Source organism: Rhodococcus sp. KBS0724 (assembly GCF_005938745.2).
Taxonomy (GTDB): domain Bacteria; phylum Actinomycetota; class Actinomycetes; order Mycobacteriales; family Mycobacteriaceae; genus Rhodococcus_F.
In genome coordinates this window covers 232,807-248,096 of sequence record NZ_VCBX02000002.1, presented here as the reverse complement: position 1 = coordinate 248,096, position 15,290 = coordinate 232,807, and the positions used below count along the sequence as shown (strand labels likewise).

General features: G+C 58.4%; 11 protein-coding genes and 3 pseudogenes. 4 read left to right on the top strand and 10 right to left on the bottom strand.

Features of this window, described 5'->3' with window-relative positions; genetic code table 11:
* Positions 1 to 392: 392 nt before the first annotated feature.
* Both FFI94_RS32050 and FFI94_RS32045 read left to right on the top strand, forming a co-directional pair.
* Positions 393 to 1,025, top strand: a pseudogene (locus FFI94_RS32050) (IS3 family transposase); the annotation flags it as partial.
* Positions 1,026 to 1,063: 38 nt separating this feature from the next.
* A pseudogene (locus tag FFI94_RS32045) lies at positions 1,064 to 1,246 on the top strand (integrase core domain-containing protein); the annotation flags it as partial.
* On the opposite strand, the gene FFI94_RS32040 reads toward FFI94_RS32045, so the two are convergent.
* From FFI94_RS32040 to FFI94_RS34870, 9 genes are all read right to left on the bottom strand, one after another.
* On the bottom strand, positions 1,189 to 2,208 hold the full coding sequence (locus FFI94_RS32040) for an IS481 family transposase (protein ID WP_138873920.1): 1,020 nt from the start codon (positions 2,206 to 2,208) through the stop codon (positions 1,189 to 1,191). The pseudogene FFI94_RS32045 and the gene FFI94_RS32040 overlap by 58 nt on opposite strands.
* A 197-nt stretch (positions 2,209 to 2,405) precedes the next feature.
* On the bottom strand, positions 2,406 to 3,263 hold the full coding sequence (locus FFI94_RS32035) for an SMP-30/gluconolactonase/LRE family protein (protein WP_138873919.1): 858 nt from the start codon (positions 3,261 to 3,263) through the stop codon (positions 2,406 to 2,408).
* Positions 3,264 to 3,362: 99 nt separating this feature from the next.
* Entirely contained in the window at positions 3,363 to 4,532 is a 1,170-nt protein-coding gene (locus FFI94_RS32030; protein WP_138873918.1) for an LLM class flavin-dependent oxidoreductase, read from the bottom strand.
* A 633-nt stretch (positions 4,533 to 5,165) separates the two neighbouring features.
* On the bottom strand, positions 5,166 to 6,104 hold the full coding sequence (locus tag FFI94_RS32025) for an NmrA family NAD(P)-binding protein (protein ID WP_138873917.1): 939 nt from the start codon (positions 6,102 to 6,104) through the stop codon (positions 5,166 to 5,168).
* Positions 6,105 to 6,144: 40 nt separating this feature from the next.
* Complete coding sequence (locus tag FFI94_RS32020; RefSeq protein WP_138873916.1) at positions 6,145 to 7,065, bottom strand: SDR family NAD(P)-dependent oxidoreductase; 921 nt, start codon at positions 7,063 to 7,065, stop codon at positions 6,145 to 6,147.
* Positions 7,066 to 8,079: 1,014 nt separating this feature from the next.
* Complete coding sequence (locus FFI94_RS32015) at positions 8,080 to 8,856, bottom strand: hypothetical protein (RefSeq protein ID WP_138873915.1); 777 nt, start codon at positions 8,854 to 8,856, stop codon at positions 8,080 to 8,082.
* Positions 8,853 to 10,622 (bottom strand): NAD(P)/FAD-dependent oxidoreductase, encoded by a 1,770-nt coding sequence (locus FFI94_RS32010; protein ID WP_138873914.1) that lies wholly within the window; start codon positions 10,620 to 10,622, stop codon positions 8,853 to 8,855. Before FFI94_RS32010 ends, FFI94_RS32015 begins: the two co-directional genes overlap by 4 nt.
* Positions 10,623 to 10,737: 115 nt before the next feature.
* Complete coding sequence (locus FFI94_RS32005) at positions 10,738 to 10,953, bottom strand: hypothetical protein (protein WP_138873913.1); 216 nt, start codon at positions 10,951 to 10,953, stop codon at positions 10,738 to 10,740.
* Between the two features lie 310 nt (positions 10,954 to 11,263).
* Complete coding sequence (locus FFI94_RS34870) at positions 11,264 to 11,632, bottom strand: transposase (RefSeq protein ID WP_397495606.1); 369 nt, start codon at positions 11,630 to 11,632, stop codon at positions 11,264 to 11,266.
* A gap of 421 nt (positions 11,633 to 12,053) precedes the next feature.
* Between FFI94_RS34870 and istA the strand changes: the two genes are divergently transcribed.
* Together istA and istB are read left to right on the top strand one after the other, a co-directional pair.
* A complete protein-coding gene (gene istA, locus FFI94_RS31995) occupies positions 12,054 to 13,595 on the top strand; it encodes an IS21-like element IS1415 family transposase (RefSeq protein ID WP_138873910.1) in 1,542 nt (513 codons plus the stop codon).
* Positions 13,595 to 14,386 carry an IS21-like element IS1415 family helper ATPase IstB gene (gene istB, locus FFI94_RS31990; protein ID WP_138873909.1) on the top strand — a complete coding sequence of 264 codons (792 nt, stop codon included), beginning with the start codon at positions 13,595 to 13,597 and terminating at the stop codon, positions 14,384 to 14,386. The genes istA and istB overlap by 1 nt, the downstream gene beginning before the upstream one ends.
* Positions 14,387 to 14,531: 145 nt before the next feature.
* On the opposite strand, the pseudogene FFI94_RS31980 reads toward istB, so the two are convergent.
* A pseudogene (locus tag FFI94_RS31980) lies at positions 14,532 to 15,037 on the bottom strand (IS110 family transposase); the annotation flags it as partial.
* Positions 15,038 to 15,290 lie beyond the last annotated feature (253 nt).

Genomic DNA, 15,290 nt, shown 5'->3' with positions numbered 1-15,290 from the left:
CGGCTCCTACGGAACCGGACTCTTCGACCGCGTTCTTGCGAGAGGATTCCCGATCCGCTGAACCTTCTGTGATGGGTTCAGCGGATCTGCGAGAAAGTGCACTAAATCAAGCAGGCAAGAGTTTTCGACTGGTATGCAGTTGTGGACCGAGAGGGATTTCATCACGCCAGCAGCAGCGTCAGATAATGCGGATCCAGGCGCGCGCGAAGATGGATGGCGTGAGGGTGTCGATATCCTCTGGCGATGGCCCGCTGGTACACTTGCATCGCCCACTCATCCGCGAGGCGACGGCCGTTCGCGAAATCCAAAACCTCCCTGCAGAGTTTCTTGTTGCATAACCAGCGGATCACGGATTGTTCGTGTTTGCCGGATTGCCGAGTCGCGGGTGAGGCGCCGGCGAGAACCGTGTCGCCCGGTTGTGTTCGCAGCAACGGATCTGGTCGGTGTTCTCGAAGAAGAAGGGACTGAACAGGAAATCGGGTCCACCGGTCCATGACGATCTCGTCGCCCGCAGGTTCACGGCACAGAAGCCGAACCAGGTGTGGCTCACGGACATCACCGAACACCGGACCGATACCGGAAAGCTGTACTTGTGCGCGATCAAGGACGTGTATTCGAACAAGATTGTCGGCTACTCGATCGATTCGCGAATGAAAGCGTCACTAGCTGTCCGTGCACTGACCAATGCCGTCGCTCTCCGGGAGCCGGCCGGGACGATCGTACATTCCGGCAGGGGCAGCCAATTTCGGTCGAGAAAGTTCGTGCACGCATTGTCGGACAACGGTTTACAGGGTTCCATGGGAAGATTTGGGGCATGCGGCGACAATGCCGCTATGGAATCTTTTTTCTCGTTGTTGCAGAAGAACGTCCTCGACCGTCAACGGTGGTCGACTCGTGAACAGCTGCGGCTTGCGATCGTGACCTGGATCGAGAAAACCTACCATCGCAAACGTCGGCAACGACGCTTTGGAAAGCTCACACCGATCGAGTTTGAGACAATCACCCAGACCGCATACGCGGCCTGAAACTATCAACCCCACAAGTCAACCGAAGTGGGGGCAGTCCCTACCTTTCCGACGACGCTCGCGCAGCGACCTACCAAGACTGGTTCCACGAATACAATCACCACAGACCCCACACAGGCGTCGACGGCAAGTCCCCCATCGAACGCATCGCCGTGCACAACGTCTATACCCACAACGTCTTGTATGAGGCACGGACGTTAGTTACGCGGTGCCGGCGGTAAGCGGCGGGCGGTCGTCCTCCGCGTGCTGAATGCGGTCGGTGATAATTGTAGTGAACATTCCACACTTCAACGGCAGTACGTCGTTGCTGCTCGCTGGTGTACTCGCGGGAGTAGAGCAATTCTTCGGCGAGGATGCGGTTGTAGCGTTCGACTTTCCCGTTGTGTTTCGGTGTGTACGGCTTGATGCGATAATGCCGAGATTCTCGCAATGAAGCGGTGAAATCTGTTGCCCGATAACATGATCCGTTGTCCGTGATCACCCGCTCGATGCGGTCGATACCGTGTGCGGCGAAGAAGACGCGTGCGTTGTTCATGAAATCGATGGCCGTTGCGGCGGTTTCGTTGTCGCGCGCCTCGGTGTACGCCAGCCTTATGTTGCCATCGATCGCGGAATGCAGGTAGGTGTAGCCGATGCGAGGTTGCTTGATCTTCGTTTTCCTGCGCTGGGATCGTTTGGCCTTGTCGGAACCGCGGCCATGGGCACGCCACCCGCCACCGTCCGGAATTTTTCCGACTTTCTTGATGTCGACATGCACCATCTGACCTGGCCATTTCGCGATGATGACCTGCGGTTTTCGGTTGTTCTCGCCGTTCGGGTCGATGAACCGGCGGCGGTACAATCCCAGGTTCCGCAGGATTTTCGTGACCGTCCGGCGAGCAATGACGGCTCCATCCATTCGGAGTTCGAACGTGATTCGTGAGGCCGACCATTTCCGGGTCCGTCGCATCGCTTCGATCTCGGCCACAAGCCTTGCCGCTGTGGCGGTCGGTTGATGGTGCGGCGTGCTGGATCGGTCCTGTAATCCCAGGTCACCGTACTCGCGATACCGGTTGACCCACTTGGAGGCGCATCGGCGGGAGATACTCATTTCGGCGGCTATGTGGGCGATCGGCCGGTCATGGCAGCGCTCGATCAGGCGTCGCCTTCCTTCCACTGTCAATGGGGCATTACGGTGTGTCACAGGGCTGGTCCTTTTTGGTCGAGAACGGCTATGTCGCAACTCCCATTCTCGCGCCGAGGACCAGCCCGTCTACTTCAGTCCCGCGTCAACAACGTCCATACCCACAACAGCGTCATCAACGTCCATACCCACAACAGTTAGAGCCCAGCCCACCCACAGAATCCACATTGCCAAACACCGTCCACTGTAATTCTCGTCTACCCGACTGACGTTGTCGTGACCTCTATAATCGATGTATTGGTTCGTGCACCGATGTCCTCGACGGTACCAACCGCGATCAGGATGAACAATTTCCGTCCGGTGCTCCCTCCGAGGCAACATGCAAGCGGGATCTTGTCATCCGGATAGCTGATCACGTCGGTGATCTCGCCGCCCTCAAGTACTCGCCGCACTTCCCTCGTAAACGGGGAGCAGGTCCATACCCCTCCGGATGAATCAACAGCAATCCCATCAGCTGTACCTGGAGATAGATCTGCCCAGACACGTCGGTTCAAGAGAGAGCCGTCAGGAGAACGGTCGAACGATGTGAGGCGCGACGAAGGGAACTCCGAGACGATATAAGTACTGCCGTCGGCGCTCAGACCTGGACCATTCGGCATGTCCAGCTCCTCAGCAACGACTCTCGATGAACCGTCGGGCTCAACCAAGATGATGTTTCCATCAGCTAGCACCGGACGGATAGCCGAGGCAGGATTGGTCCCCATCGCCCCAACATATGCACGCCCAGCATCATCGACAATCATGTCATTGAGTCCGCCGACTGCGAGGTGCGCGATATCGGCGTGAACTCGGATACCATCAGGCCCGTCAAGCCGAACGATTTTTGGCTCATTCATCAAAGCCACTAAAAGCCGGCCATCAGGCAAAAACCCTAAACCTGTCGGCAATTCGCCGCTCGTGAAATCGACGACAGTATCTGCATTACCGTCCTCGTCGACCGTCATAACACGGTGATTGAAGATGTCCGAAAACCAAAGCTTACCGTTGCGCCATCGAGGGCATTCGGCGAAACGCAGACCGTCCAGCAGTAGGTTCGGAACAGCAATTTCACCCATAACTGCTCTCCTTCTTCAATCAGAATCGCATTTCGACGATATATGAATGGACGGCTACTATCTCTCCGATATTTAGCCTGTTCCACCCACTCGAAGTGATCAGAATATTTCGCCCATTGTTGCCTTTTCGGTGCGGGTCAACTCCAGAATCGACGGATCCATGGTCGCTTCGAGATCATGCAATCGCGGAAGGACCTTTTCAGCGAACCTCCGCATCGATTCCTCCGCCTTCTCTGCTGGCATTGTTCCGAACTTAACATTGAGGATGAATTCCTCGGCTGCAGTCATGCTCTGAATGTGTCGGAGTTTCTCGAATACCTGGTCCGGAGTACCCCACGCCTGCGGCTCGGCGCCCACCTTGATCAGGTGTTCATCATCGTCCGGAGCTTTACCAATCGCTGCGTACTGCTCGTACCCCTTGGTGTTCTTGAATCGGTCAACATCACCAAATTGATAGTGGTGTTTGCTGCTCTTCGTCGATTCCGGCACATGACGGCGCATTAACTCCCACGCTTCCGCCTCATCTTCAAAGCACGCGACCTTAACCACAACACTCGGTTGGGTGATGCTCTGCCCATTGCCAATACGAATGTTGTTGAAATCGGCGACATCCTGTTTGTAGGCATCCCAGGACTTCTGATTGGTCATGAGCATTCCCAACCCATTGTTGGCCGTCAACGGCAACGTCTCCGGACTACTCCAGGCGACACGCATACGCTCCATAAGCCGCTCCGGATTACGGAACATCGGACGAATTGTCGTCTCGGGAATCTTATAGAACTGACCGTCGTGGGAAAACCACTCGTTGGTCATAGCCTTACGCATAATCTCAAGTGATTCGTTGAACCGATCGCGAGCCTCACCCATAGGAACTCGGAACGGATCAAACTCTCGGACACCGGCACCCCGACCAAGTCCAAGCGTCAACTGTCGGCCCTGCAGCAAATTGTCGAGAACGGCAATCTGATCGATCACCACCAGCGGGTCGTACCAAGGCAGCACCACGATCATGGTCCCAAAATCGATCTTGCTGGTCTTGCCCGCAAAGTAGGTCAAGTGCTGAAGCGCGCCGCCCGTCATCGAGTACGGAGAAAAGTGATGATCGATAGCCCAGTAAGAGTCAAACCCCAACGGCTCGACCAAGCCAGCTAGATACATCTCCTCTTCGTAGATCTCTTGATCTGAGATCTTCGGCGGAAGCGGATCTTTAGCAAGGTATCGAGGCCAGTCCGTGTAGTTCTGCCAATTGAAATGAACGCCGACCTTCATAGCCGATTCCCTTCCTGTAAGGAGAAGATTTGACGAGTGCCGACTTGTTCGCGAAGAGTTTCCGCAGTCGTTCCGCGCCGACGCCGAACCGCACTATGAGCACGAAACGTGTCTGCGGTTGAACGCTTGCGACTTGCCCTGACTACTCCCACTTTGCACAAACCGAGCATTTTTCGGCGATCCTAAGCATCGCGCCACCCAATTTTACGAACCGGTCGCCGAAATGTCAATAATGGTTTGAATTTAGCTTTGAACAGGCTCCTCAGTCGAATTTTACTTCAGGAATTCGGACGGACGACGCCCGAATCGGGGCCGGGAGCCGTTCATTTTCTCGTCGCAGGAGGTCTTCCTGTCGTCGGCCAGCTGAGGAGACAACAGCGCCCGGCTGAGTCGGGTTGCCAGAGACGAACTATCTGTCGAAGATCGACCGCAATCCGGCTTGACAACCGCGGATCTTCCAGCTGCGTTGGTCACAGATTGAATGTGGCGACCCAGCTAACAACTGGCACCGAATGTTCGAACACGTAGGCCAGGCAACAAGGCGCTGAGTGCTGTTGAACACCGATACTGTTGGTATCGCTCCCAACGCCTTTCTGTGCGCGATGGCGATTCCGGCAAGCGACAGGAATGGGGCTAGTCCATGTCTCGCTTTCGACGCGCCCACGTCTCGAATCCGATTGGTGTAAGCCCGTACGACCGCGCGATCTCAGGCACGGCTGGAACTTGGAGCACATTCACGAACATCATAGATTCGGCAATCGCGGGGTTGAGGCCGTTGGCAGCAGCCTCTTCCGGTGTTCCGGACTCGACGACGTAATCCCGCCCATCAAGACGGGACAGTATCTCGACTATCTCGCCCAAGGTGAGCATCTCGCCTGCCAGATGCAGTTTCACGCCGTTGAAGGTTGCGGGATCGTTCATCGCCGCCGCTGACGCGATGCCGATGTCGACAGGATCTATGAGCGGGAACTTGTGCTCTGGAGCAACAACGGTGACGAGCCGACGACCATCTGCGAATGTCGACGGATCGATCATCGAGTGGGTCATGAACGTTCCCGGAAGAACGATCGTGAAGCTCTCGAAACCAGCATTGCGGACGCGCTCGATCGCATACAGCTTGTTCTCATAATAATCGAACTGCGATGGGTACTTGCCCTCCTTCCATCCAGGGGCATCGCGGTGCTCGCCGACACCGGATGTCGACGAATGCACAAACGTTGGCACGCCCTCTGCCAACGCCGCAGAAACGAGGTTGTCGGCCCACCCCCGCTCCCTGCTGAAGTCAACACCTGCGGACGACATAATGGGGCTCTGCATCGAGAACACAGCACGCACACCAATGCAGGCCGCCCGCAGTGCCACCAAATCTTCGAAATCACCGACCACGAGGTGGGCGCCTGCAGCGGCAAGCTGTTTGGCCTTGGGAGTGTTCGGATCACGAACCATCGCTCGAACATTAGAGGTTCCATCGGCGAGCAGCGCCCGCACTGTGGCGCCCCCTTGACGTCCCGTCGCTGAAGTCACGAGTACGGGATCAGTGCTCTTCGGTGACAACTCTGGTCTCCTTGTCATAGTGGCGCCAGCAATTCAGCGCCGTGGTCGTTACGGACGGTCAGTGAAGAGAGGATCCGAGGTCGGCGTTGATCACTTCACCAATGATGGGGCTGGCGGCGTCAGTGGTGAGGAACGCGATCACGTTGGCGAGTTCTTCGTGGAACATGTACCGGCCGGCCTTGTTAGTCAGGCGTGAATAGAACCACTTTTCGTCGAAAGTCGTAGGAATGCGCTCGGGTGTGCGAACCATTGTCGCTGGGTTGACCTGGAGAACGTTCACGCCTTCGCTGATGACCTCGGCGGCAAGGAACCTGCTGAACTCGCCAAGCCACGCCTTGCCAGTGCCGTACAACAGCACATCCGGTGCGGACGGGGAATTCGCTGCGCCACTACCGACATTGATGATGTGGCCGCGGCCCTGCGGGCGCATATAGTCGAGCGCGACGCGACTGGTGAACATCGGGCCCATGATCGTGCCGCGCACCGAGCGGGTCATGTCCTCGACCGTGCAAGTCTTGAAAGCCCCTGTTGCGACGTCGACAGCACTGTTGACCAGCACGTCAATACCACCAAGGAGGTCGTTGCACTCGGCCATCCAGCGGTTGATATCTTCCCAATCCATCGCATCGCCAAACACGCCAAAAGCTTTGGTTCCCCACTTCTCGCTAACCGCCGCCGCAACGCCATGGGGGTCAGGCCCGGAATACGCAGCAAGGCTGCCAGTGTCACTGGGATCATCCACCTTCAAATCGACCAGGGCCACATCAGCCCCGAGACCAGCAAAGCGATTCGCACACGCCGTCCCCAACCCCCGGCCACCACCCCCGGTGATCACGACCCGCCGCCCCCGCAAATCAAGCAGATCTGTGAGGCGCTTGTCGATCATCGAAGCCGGCATCCGGTCATTGAACATCGGCTCCATACTGTCCCCGGCCTCGATCGCCCGACGCGCCACCTCTTCAAAGTAGGTACTTGACATAACTCCACATCCTCTTGATCGACCGATCGATTGGGTCAACGTCGGCAGTCATTGCTCTTGGCATCCTCGACCAGTATCCGACATCACCAGCTTAGCTGCTATATAAACCTAGTCAACACTACGTATTGGCCAGAATTTCAGTCCAGTCAATGCGTATTTCGTGCATTTAATCTGCACTTATACTCTCCACTTAGGGACTTTAGAGGCAAGGTGCAGCATGTATGACTAGCTAGTTGTCGATACGATTTCACCATGCCGCAGGGCGCCTGTCCTTCTAGAAGGAGACCTCTCGAGGTGGCCCCCGAAGGGTGCTCACTGCTAGATGACATCGCGGCGACCGCCGCAGAACTTTCCTGCGCGATCAGAACCGTCTTTGTCGCCGACACCACTATCGAAATGTTTCGATGCATTCCGCCTCGATTGCACCGAAGCGTAGCGAGTATCGCCCTCGACTCGGCGCTGGAGAGCCAGGAGCACCCGGGGGCGGCCCGCAGGTGCACATCTTGTGTGCGATCGAGGTCGCCGGTGACCAGCCGGAGTACGTGTTTGCGCTCTCACACCCCGCGATATCCAACCGCCAACGAATTGCCTCAGCATCGGCCGTGATACGACGCAACGTCGGTGACTCATGTCTACGAACGCATCTGTGGTCAGTACAGACATGAAACTGGGACATCCAACCTTGCCGGCCGAGGTGGCATGACCCCATTCAGAGGTTGTCGCACAACGCAATTGGAGGACTTCAATCGTGATACCAGCGATCGCGGTAAGCAACGAGTCCATATCCGCAAGGAATCACACACTCGCCTACGGCGGCTTGGTCTTTGCCTCGTCTCTCCCGACCGGACGGACCATTCCCGGACGGACGGTTTGACGTGTACCAAACAACCTCTTCGACGCCCCGGTGGCAGATAATCGGGCACTACTCAATGAGGTACCGCTGAGGCGGCCCGCATGCTGGACCCGCTGGTCAAGGTACCCAAATATGTTGCTCCGTTTGATCACACCGTCAAGTCAGCGCCAGCGATGCTCGTTCGGAATCCTTATGGCCACGACGCGCGTTTCACCATGGATACGGGTGATGTGGCCCTGTCCGGTGCGGTCGTCGACAAGGCAAACATCGCCCGCACGCAGCACCTCTTCCCCGCCCTGGCCACCGACCTGGAGTTCGAATCCACCAGACAACGCGACCACGATACTAACTGCTGCTTCAGTGTGCCAATCCGACACCAGGTCAGGCGAGAATGCCAGGAATGACACTGCCAGAATCGATTCGGCAGAATCGTCGGTCTCCTGGAGATCGAACAAGCCAGAGGCGTCGCGAAAGTGGGCCTTTTCATCTGCCACGTGCATCTCGACAACCTTGTTCGCGACACCGGCGTCTTTGATAACCGGCGGCACAACCCCTTCGGGTTTCCAGTCGGTAGAGACTTCAATCTCGATGATTCGAGTGTCTTCACCATAGGTCAGAACGCCGGTACCGCCGTTCAAGTCATCCAAGTACATCACGTCCCCCGGACTCAACTCGGCCACCATGTACGCGGTCGTGAGCTCTACTGAACCCGAGGCGATGATCAGGAGCCGAGGATATGCGCGCGCTGCGGTGTTCTCTACAAATCCAGCCTGCCGCTTGAGCAGTCGTAGTGCGGCATATTTCTGGGCAATCTCAGGCCCGGGTGCCCTCTCACGATCCCGATCGGTAGCCGTCGTCCCGTTGAAGATGAACGGAAGGGGGAGCGATTCGAGTTTGGTATCGCCTTGCCCGTCAAGGCCCAGGTGATAAGTTTTCATTTCACGCCTCCGAAGACAAGGCCTGGTAGGGCGCGATCTGATCGCCATTCGTCGAGCATACGGTCGAAGGCCATGATTCCTGGTGCGTACGCACCGTTACGTTGCGCAACGTGGATATTTGGTTGTCCCTCGTTGTTGTAGTAGCCCGGCGTGCAAGATTTGAGGAAGTCCTCGTTGGAACGAGCTCCCCGAATCACCTCAGCGACCCATTCGTCTTGGGCATCGACAGTCACATCGATCTCCGTTGCATTCCGCTCCAAGGTCTCTTGTACAAGAAACCTGATGTGACGGCTCTGAACATCGAGAACATGTCCCTGGTTCGAACTTATTCCCACCTGATTTGTGGCCACGATGAATAGATTTGGGAAGTTATGCGTCTGCATCCCGTAAAATGTAGAGATTCCAGTCTTCCAGGCATCACTCAGAGCCTGCCCACCCCGCCCACGGATCTCAAAACCCACGCGCTTGGTGAACGGACCGCCGATTTGGAAACCACTGGCAAAAATGATGCAATCGAGTTCGTATTCGACTCCCCCGGCGACGATCCCACGCTCGGTAACCTTCTCAAGGCCCTGCCCGTCAGTATCGACCAGCGTGACATTCGGGCGGTTGAAAGTCGCGAGATATTCATCGTGAAACGTCGGGCGTTTGCAGAGCGCGCGATAGTAGGGCTTGAGCGCCTCGGCGACCTTCACATCCGTGACGATTGAATCGACGCGCGCACGCACCTCTTCCATCTTCTGGAAGTCGGCCTTTTCGTCGAGCACTCCGCCAGTCAGTGTTCTCGCACGATAGATCGCGGTCCAACCGTCGTTCACCAGGTCTGTTTCCGCATCTCCGCCTGCGACGAATGTTGAGAAGTTCTCCATCCGATCACGTTGCCAGCCAGGCTTCAAGGAAGCGACCCACTCCGGATCGGTGAGCTTGTTTGCTCGTACATTAACAGCCGACGGTGTGCGCTGGAACACATACACCTCACCCGCGCTCGCCCCAAGATGAGGTACTGCCTGGATCGAGGTGGCCCCGGTGCCAACGATGCCGACTCGTTTGTCCGTAAGTCCTGTCATCCCGCCGGTGCTGTCCCCACCGGTATATTCGTAGTCCCACCGGGTTGTGTGAAACGAATGGCCCTTGAATTCTTCGATTCCGGGGACTCCTGGAAGCTTGGGCTTCATCATCTGGCCGGCAGTCACGGCGACGAAACGGGCGCGGAAGACGTCGCCGCGATTTGTAGTGACAATCCACCGAGAATCGGCATCACTCCACGTAAGGTCTGTTACAGCAGTCTGCAACAGTGCGTTGGTGTATAGATCGTAATGCCGGGCGACTCGCTTGGAGTGCTCAAAGATCTCGGGACCTTTGGCATACTTCTCCGACGGCATGTAGCCCGTCTCCTCGAGAAGCGGCAGATAAATGTACGCGTCGGTGTCGCACGCAGCTCCTGGATAGCGGTTCCAGTACCAGGTACCGCCGAAGTCACCACCCTGCTCTACGACGCGAATGTCCTTTAGACCTGCTTCTCGCATACGTGCAGCGGTGAGCAAGCCGCCGAAGCCACCACCGACGACAACCGCCTCCATGTCATCGGTGACAGGCTCACGCTCGATGTATGGCGTATAAGGGTCGTCAACGTAGCTGGACAGCGCACCGTCGGGCGCGCGGTATTGAGCAGATCCTTCTACTCGAAGGCGTTTTTCACGTTCGATCCGATACTTCTCACGAAGTTGGTCGGGATCGAAATCAGCGTTGACAGCTACTCCGAACATGTATGCCTCTCCCTCAGGTTCACGTCCGATCCTCGACGTGAGTTACACGTGAACGCACCGGTGGCGACGAACCGCCAAATCAATACTTGTTTGAAAATAATCAAGTTTGAATTTATCACCCGACATGACCGCGGGCAAGTGATCGCATCCTGGCAGTCGGATGCGGAATCCTATTGCGGCACCACGTCTGCGGCACCACCTCCACAGTGACGGCGCCGATAATCTCGACCAGCACCGTGGTCAGCCAGCACAACGTGTTGACGAATATGCTTTTGTTGTAGCTCGACTGGCACAGCAGGGTCGGTGACGTCTCTTTCAGATGTCTGCGCATTTACCGGTTCCAGGATGCTCACGAGCGAACCTGAGCCCGGCTAGCATCACCACCAACTCAGCCCCCAGAACCGGAGGGGCCACGGGGGTCGCAGTTCTGTAATCATTGACATCTCAGAGGAAATGAGACTGAGCGCCCCGATTATTGGAGTGCCATCCTGTTGGGTTGAGCGAATCATTAACCACTACAACCAGTTCCGTCTTGACAACGTAACTACGACATTAGAATTTTTCGTGCCTTAAAGCCGTCGGGGTGAGGTGAGGAGCGCCTGCACCACTAGGTGCTCAGCACTGGTGCTTCTATCCCGTAATCAAGCAGCGGATCGGACGGGATGCAAGTATGTCGTTCCTGTCGTGAGCATCGCGTAAAGAACGTCACAGCGACGGCGAGCCAGACACAGGATCGCCGCATTGTGACGTTTCCCCTCGGTGCGTTTCCGGTCGTAGTAGGCACGGGAAGATGGGTCGGGCAGTGAAGCGAACGCGGCTCGGAACCTTGCCTTCTTCAATCGCTTGTTGCCGGCTCGCTGTTGGTGCTCACCTCTGATCGAGGTTCCCGAACGGTGGGTGCGTGGTGCCAGGCCAGCGTAGACGGCTAGATGGCCAGGAGTCGGAAACCTATCTATGTCACCTACTTCGAGGAGGATCTTGATTCCAGTCCTGACTCCGACGCCGGGCATCGACGTCAGGATCGGCCCGAAAGGGTGCGATTGGAGCGCCTCCTCGAACTGTGTCTCCAGATCGGATCGCGCTTCCATGTTTGTTAATAGTTACGTAGCAAGTACTTTCAAGATTTGGTCGGCGGCCCGGCTGCCGGGGATGATCACGGACTGTTCGGCGAGCGAGGTGGTGATGCGGTCGAGAATCTTTTGGTGTGCACGGGGTGCATGCTTGGTGATCAATGAGTGCAGCGAGCGTCTGCTGGTCGTCGAGAGTCCTACCGGACCACCGAACTTCGCCAATACCGATGTCGACGGCCATCGTAAGCTCCCCAATGGCGGCCATTTATGGCGCATTTTGTGGCCATGGTTTCTCCCCGCGTACGGCCAGATAGTTCCCCACCTGCTGTGAGTCAGATTCGGTCCCGGCAACGCTGGGTGGATGAAATCGAGCAGGGAGATCATGGAAATTTTGGAGGCGTACGACCTCACGGGTAGTTATCGGGCGGCGGCGGAGCTGGCTGGGTGTGATCACCACACGGTGGCCCGGTATGTGCAGATGCGCGCTGCGGGGCAGCCGCCGGACCGCCGGCGGCATCGAGCGCGGGCGATCGACGACTTTCTGCCGAAGATCGAGGAGTTGGTGGTCCGCTCGCAGGGCAAGGTCCGCGCGGATGTCATCCACGAACGGATCGTCGCGCTCGGGTTCACCGGCGGTGAGCGGACCACGCGCCGGACGGTCGCGGAGGCGAAGGCCCAGTTTCGGGCTGGTCGGCGGCGAGTGTATCGGCCGTGGGTAACCGAACCTGGGCTGTGGTTACAGTACGACTTCGGTGACGGGCCAACGATTTCCGGCCGGAAGACGACGTTGTTCTGCGCATGGTTGGCGTGGTCGCGATTTCGGGTGGTGATCCCGATCTGGGACAAGACATTGCCGACGGTGGCGGCGTGTTTGGATGCGACATTCCGCCGCGTGGGCGGGGTTCCGGTCTATGTCCTCACCGACAACGAGAAGACCGCGACGATCGATCACGTGGCCGGGATCGCGGTCCGCAATCCGGAGATCGTGGAGGTGGCACGGCATTACGGCACGACGCTGCGGACGTGTTTACCTGCTGATCCGGAGTCGAAGGGAGGAAGTGAGGCGACGGTGCGGATCGCCAAAGCCGACCTGTTGCCGAAGGAGGTGAACCTGCGCGAGCAGTATCACTCTTTCGGTGAGCTCGAGTCGGCTTGCCGGCAGTTCTGCACCGACGTCAACACCCGCGTCCACAGCTCTACTCGGCGGCGGCCGGTCGAGCGGCTGGCCGAAGAGTTGCAGCGGCTGCATCCGCTGCCGAAATCTCCGTTCACCGCGGTGTTCGGCACCACCCGGCGGGTGAACTGGGAGTCGACGATCTCGGTGGAAGGGGTGCGGTATTCGGTGCCGCACACGTTGATCGACACTCGGGTCTGGGCCCGCTTCCATGGTGAGGAGCTGATCGTGACCGCCGTCGACAATGATGGCGGTGCAGTCGAAGTCGCGCGGCACCGCCGCGGCCAACCCGGTTCACCGGTCCTCGACAACGACCACTACCCACCCCGCCCAGACCGCGACGCCGCCGACCGGGTGCCCAAGCCTCGTACCGCCGCCGAGCTCGCCTTCCTACAGTTGGGCCAGGGTGCCAACAGCTGGCTGGTCGAGGCTGCCGCCGCGGGAGCGCGCCGCATCAGGGCGAAGATGGCCGAGGCCGTGGACCTTTCGAAGTTGCACTCCCCGGACGCAGTCGACAGAGCGTTGGGGACGGCGGCGATGACCGGCCGGTTCGCCGATCGGGACCTGATCTCGATCCTCGACTACCAAGTCACCCACGAACACGCTGATCCGGTCCGTCGCAGCGAGAACCACACTCTGCAACCGGGCACCGCCGCCTGGTCCACCTTCGGCCAGACACCAGCGCCGGCCAGCCCTGCCACTACTGACGATGAAAGCGATGACGCCTGATGAGCACCCCTTTGCGCACTGCTACCAGCGCTAACGGCGACCCGTTGACCGAGGCGATCGACCTGACTAAACGCCTGAAACTGCCCCATATCCGCAGGTCCTTGAGCGATATCATCCCGACCGCGAAAGCCCAACGCTGGGACCCCGCCGAAGTCGTGCGGGTTCTCCTCGCTGAGGAAGCCGCCGGCCGGGACCGGGCGAACCTGCACACTCGCCGCAAACGCGCGGGTTTCCCTACCGGCAAGACCTTCGGCGACTGGGACGAAACGAAATCGTCGATTCCCCGCGCCACCCAGGACGCGCTCCGCACCCTGGAGTGGGTCGGGCGGCGTGAATGTTTCTGCGTCTGTGGGCCTTCGGGAACTGGCAAGTCTCACTTCACCGAGGCACTCGGGCAGGCCGCAGTCGAAGCTGGGCTGGCGGTGTCTTGGTTCACCATCGAAGACCTCGGTGCCCTGGTCCGCCGGCACCGTGCCGACGACTCCATCGCCCGAGCCCTGACGAGGATCATCCGCTCCGACCTGATCATCGTCGACGACATCGGTCTGCTCCCGGTCTCTGAAGACGCCGCCGAAGGATTCTATCGCCTCGTCGACGCTGCCTACGAACGCCGAGCGATTGCCGTCTCGAGCAACCTGCACCCCTCCGGCTTCGACGAGATCATGCCCAAAACATTGGCCACCGCCACCGTTGACCGGCTCCTGCACCATGCGCACGTCGTCGTCACCGACGGCGACTCCTTCCGCCTCACCGAAGCCACCACCGGCAAAGGGGTGAAGCCCTTCAGCTAACCCAAATCAGAAAGCGGGTGGGGAAAAACAACTGGCCGCCACCGGGGAGAACCCGTGGCCACCAGCGGGGAGAACTACTGGCCGCCTACGGGGAGAACTTCGTGGCCATTGACATACCGATGGTCCGACCGTCTTGCCGGAGATACGGGCTGATGGCCTGATCGAGTGCGGGGTGGACATCGACGATAACGCCGCGGATGCGGTTGACTATTCGAGTGGCGTCGGCCGCGAGGTCGTCGTCGGAACCGGCGAGCATCTTCAGATCCGTAATCTCCTCGTCATCGGCTGCGCAGTGAACCTGGCAGGGTGCGTGCTGCGTCTGCAATGACGAACGCGTCCCGAGCATCGGTTTTCGCCTTCCCGGGGTGTATCCGCGGTGCGCCGCATCGCCAAACCAGGAAGGTAGGTGACACTGACGCCGGCGTTGCGGGCCACGATCACCGGCAGGGCGCCGATGTTACGGGGTTGATCGACGGTCACCATGACCTCGCCGTGCTGGCGGAGATCGACAAACAACTCTCGTCGTGCTGTTTCGTTCTGCGGTAGTTGTTTGTCGAATATTCGTGATCCGTCGGGTCGGAGTGCGACGGCATGGTGACTGCTCTTTCCGACATCGATTCCGCAGTAAACCGAGATGTCCGGGTGGTCCATGGCGTTCTCCCTCGCAGTGTTCTGCTCGGGTTGGTCGTGGCATCGACTCCCGTCGCCCACGTTATGTAGACCTCTGTCGAGCTAGGCCGTGCTTCTATCAGCGGTGGGTCGGTGCCATCTCGCTTCGGCGGCAACACCAGCGAAAGACATCAATGTCGGGGGTATCGAAGCCATACCGGAGGAGATAACCAACAACCCTCGTCGGAGGGCTCCCTAAACGATAACGGGGTACCGCCCTGCACGGAGTCGGCTA

Bases quoted from the DNA above. Each gene is read 5' to 3' on its own strand.
- FFI94_RS32035 (WP_138873919.1), bottom strand. From the start codon at position 3,263: ATGGGTGAAATTGCTGTTCCGAACCTACTGCTGGACGGTCTGCGTTTC.
- FFI94_RS32030 (WP_138873918.1), bottom strand. From the start codon at position 4,532: ATGAAGGTCGGCGTTCATTTCAATTGGCAGAACTACACGGACTGGCCT.
- FFI94_RS32025 (WP_138873917.1), bottom strand. From the start codon at position 6,104: ATGACAAGGAGACCAGAGTTGTCACCGAAGAGCACTGATCCCGTACTC.
- FFI94_RS32020 (WP_138873916.1), bottom strand. From the start codon at position 7,065: ATGTCAAGTACCTACTTTGAAGAGGTGGCGCGTCGGGCGATCGAGGCC.
- FFI94_RS32015 (WP_138873915.1), bottom strand. From the start codon at position 8,856: ATGAAAACTTATCACCTGGGCCTTGACGGGCAAGGCGATACCAAACTC.
- FFI94_RS32010 (WP_138873914.1), bottom strand. From the start codon at position 10,622: ATGTTCGGAGTAGCTGTCAACGCTGATTTCGATCCCGACCAACTTCGT.
- FFI94_RS32005 (WP_138873913.1), bottom strand. From the start codon at position 10,953: ATGCGCAGACATCTGAAAGAGACGTCACCGACCCTGCTGTGCCAGTCG.
- FFI94_RS34870 (WP_397495606.1), bottom strand. From the start codon at position 11,632: ATGCCCGGCGTCGGAGTCAGGACTGGAATCAAGATCCTCCTCGAAGTA.
- istA (WP_138873910.1), top strand. From the start codon at position 12,054: ATGAAATCGAGCAGGGAGATCATGGAAATTTTGGAGGCGTACGACCTC.
- istB (WP_138873909.1), top strand. From the start codon at position 13,595: ATGAGCACCCCTTTGCGCACTGCTACCAGCGCTAACGGCGACCCGTTG.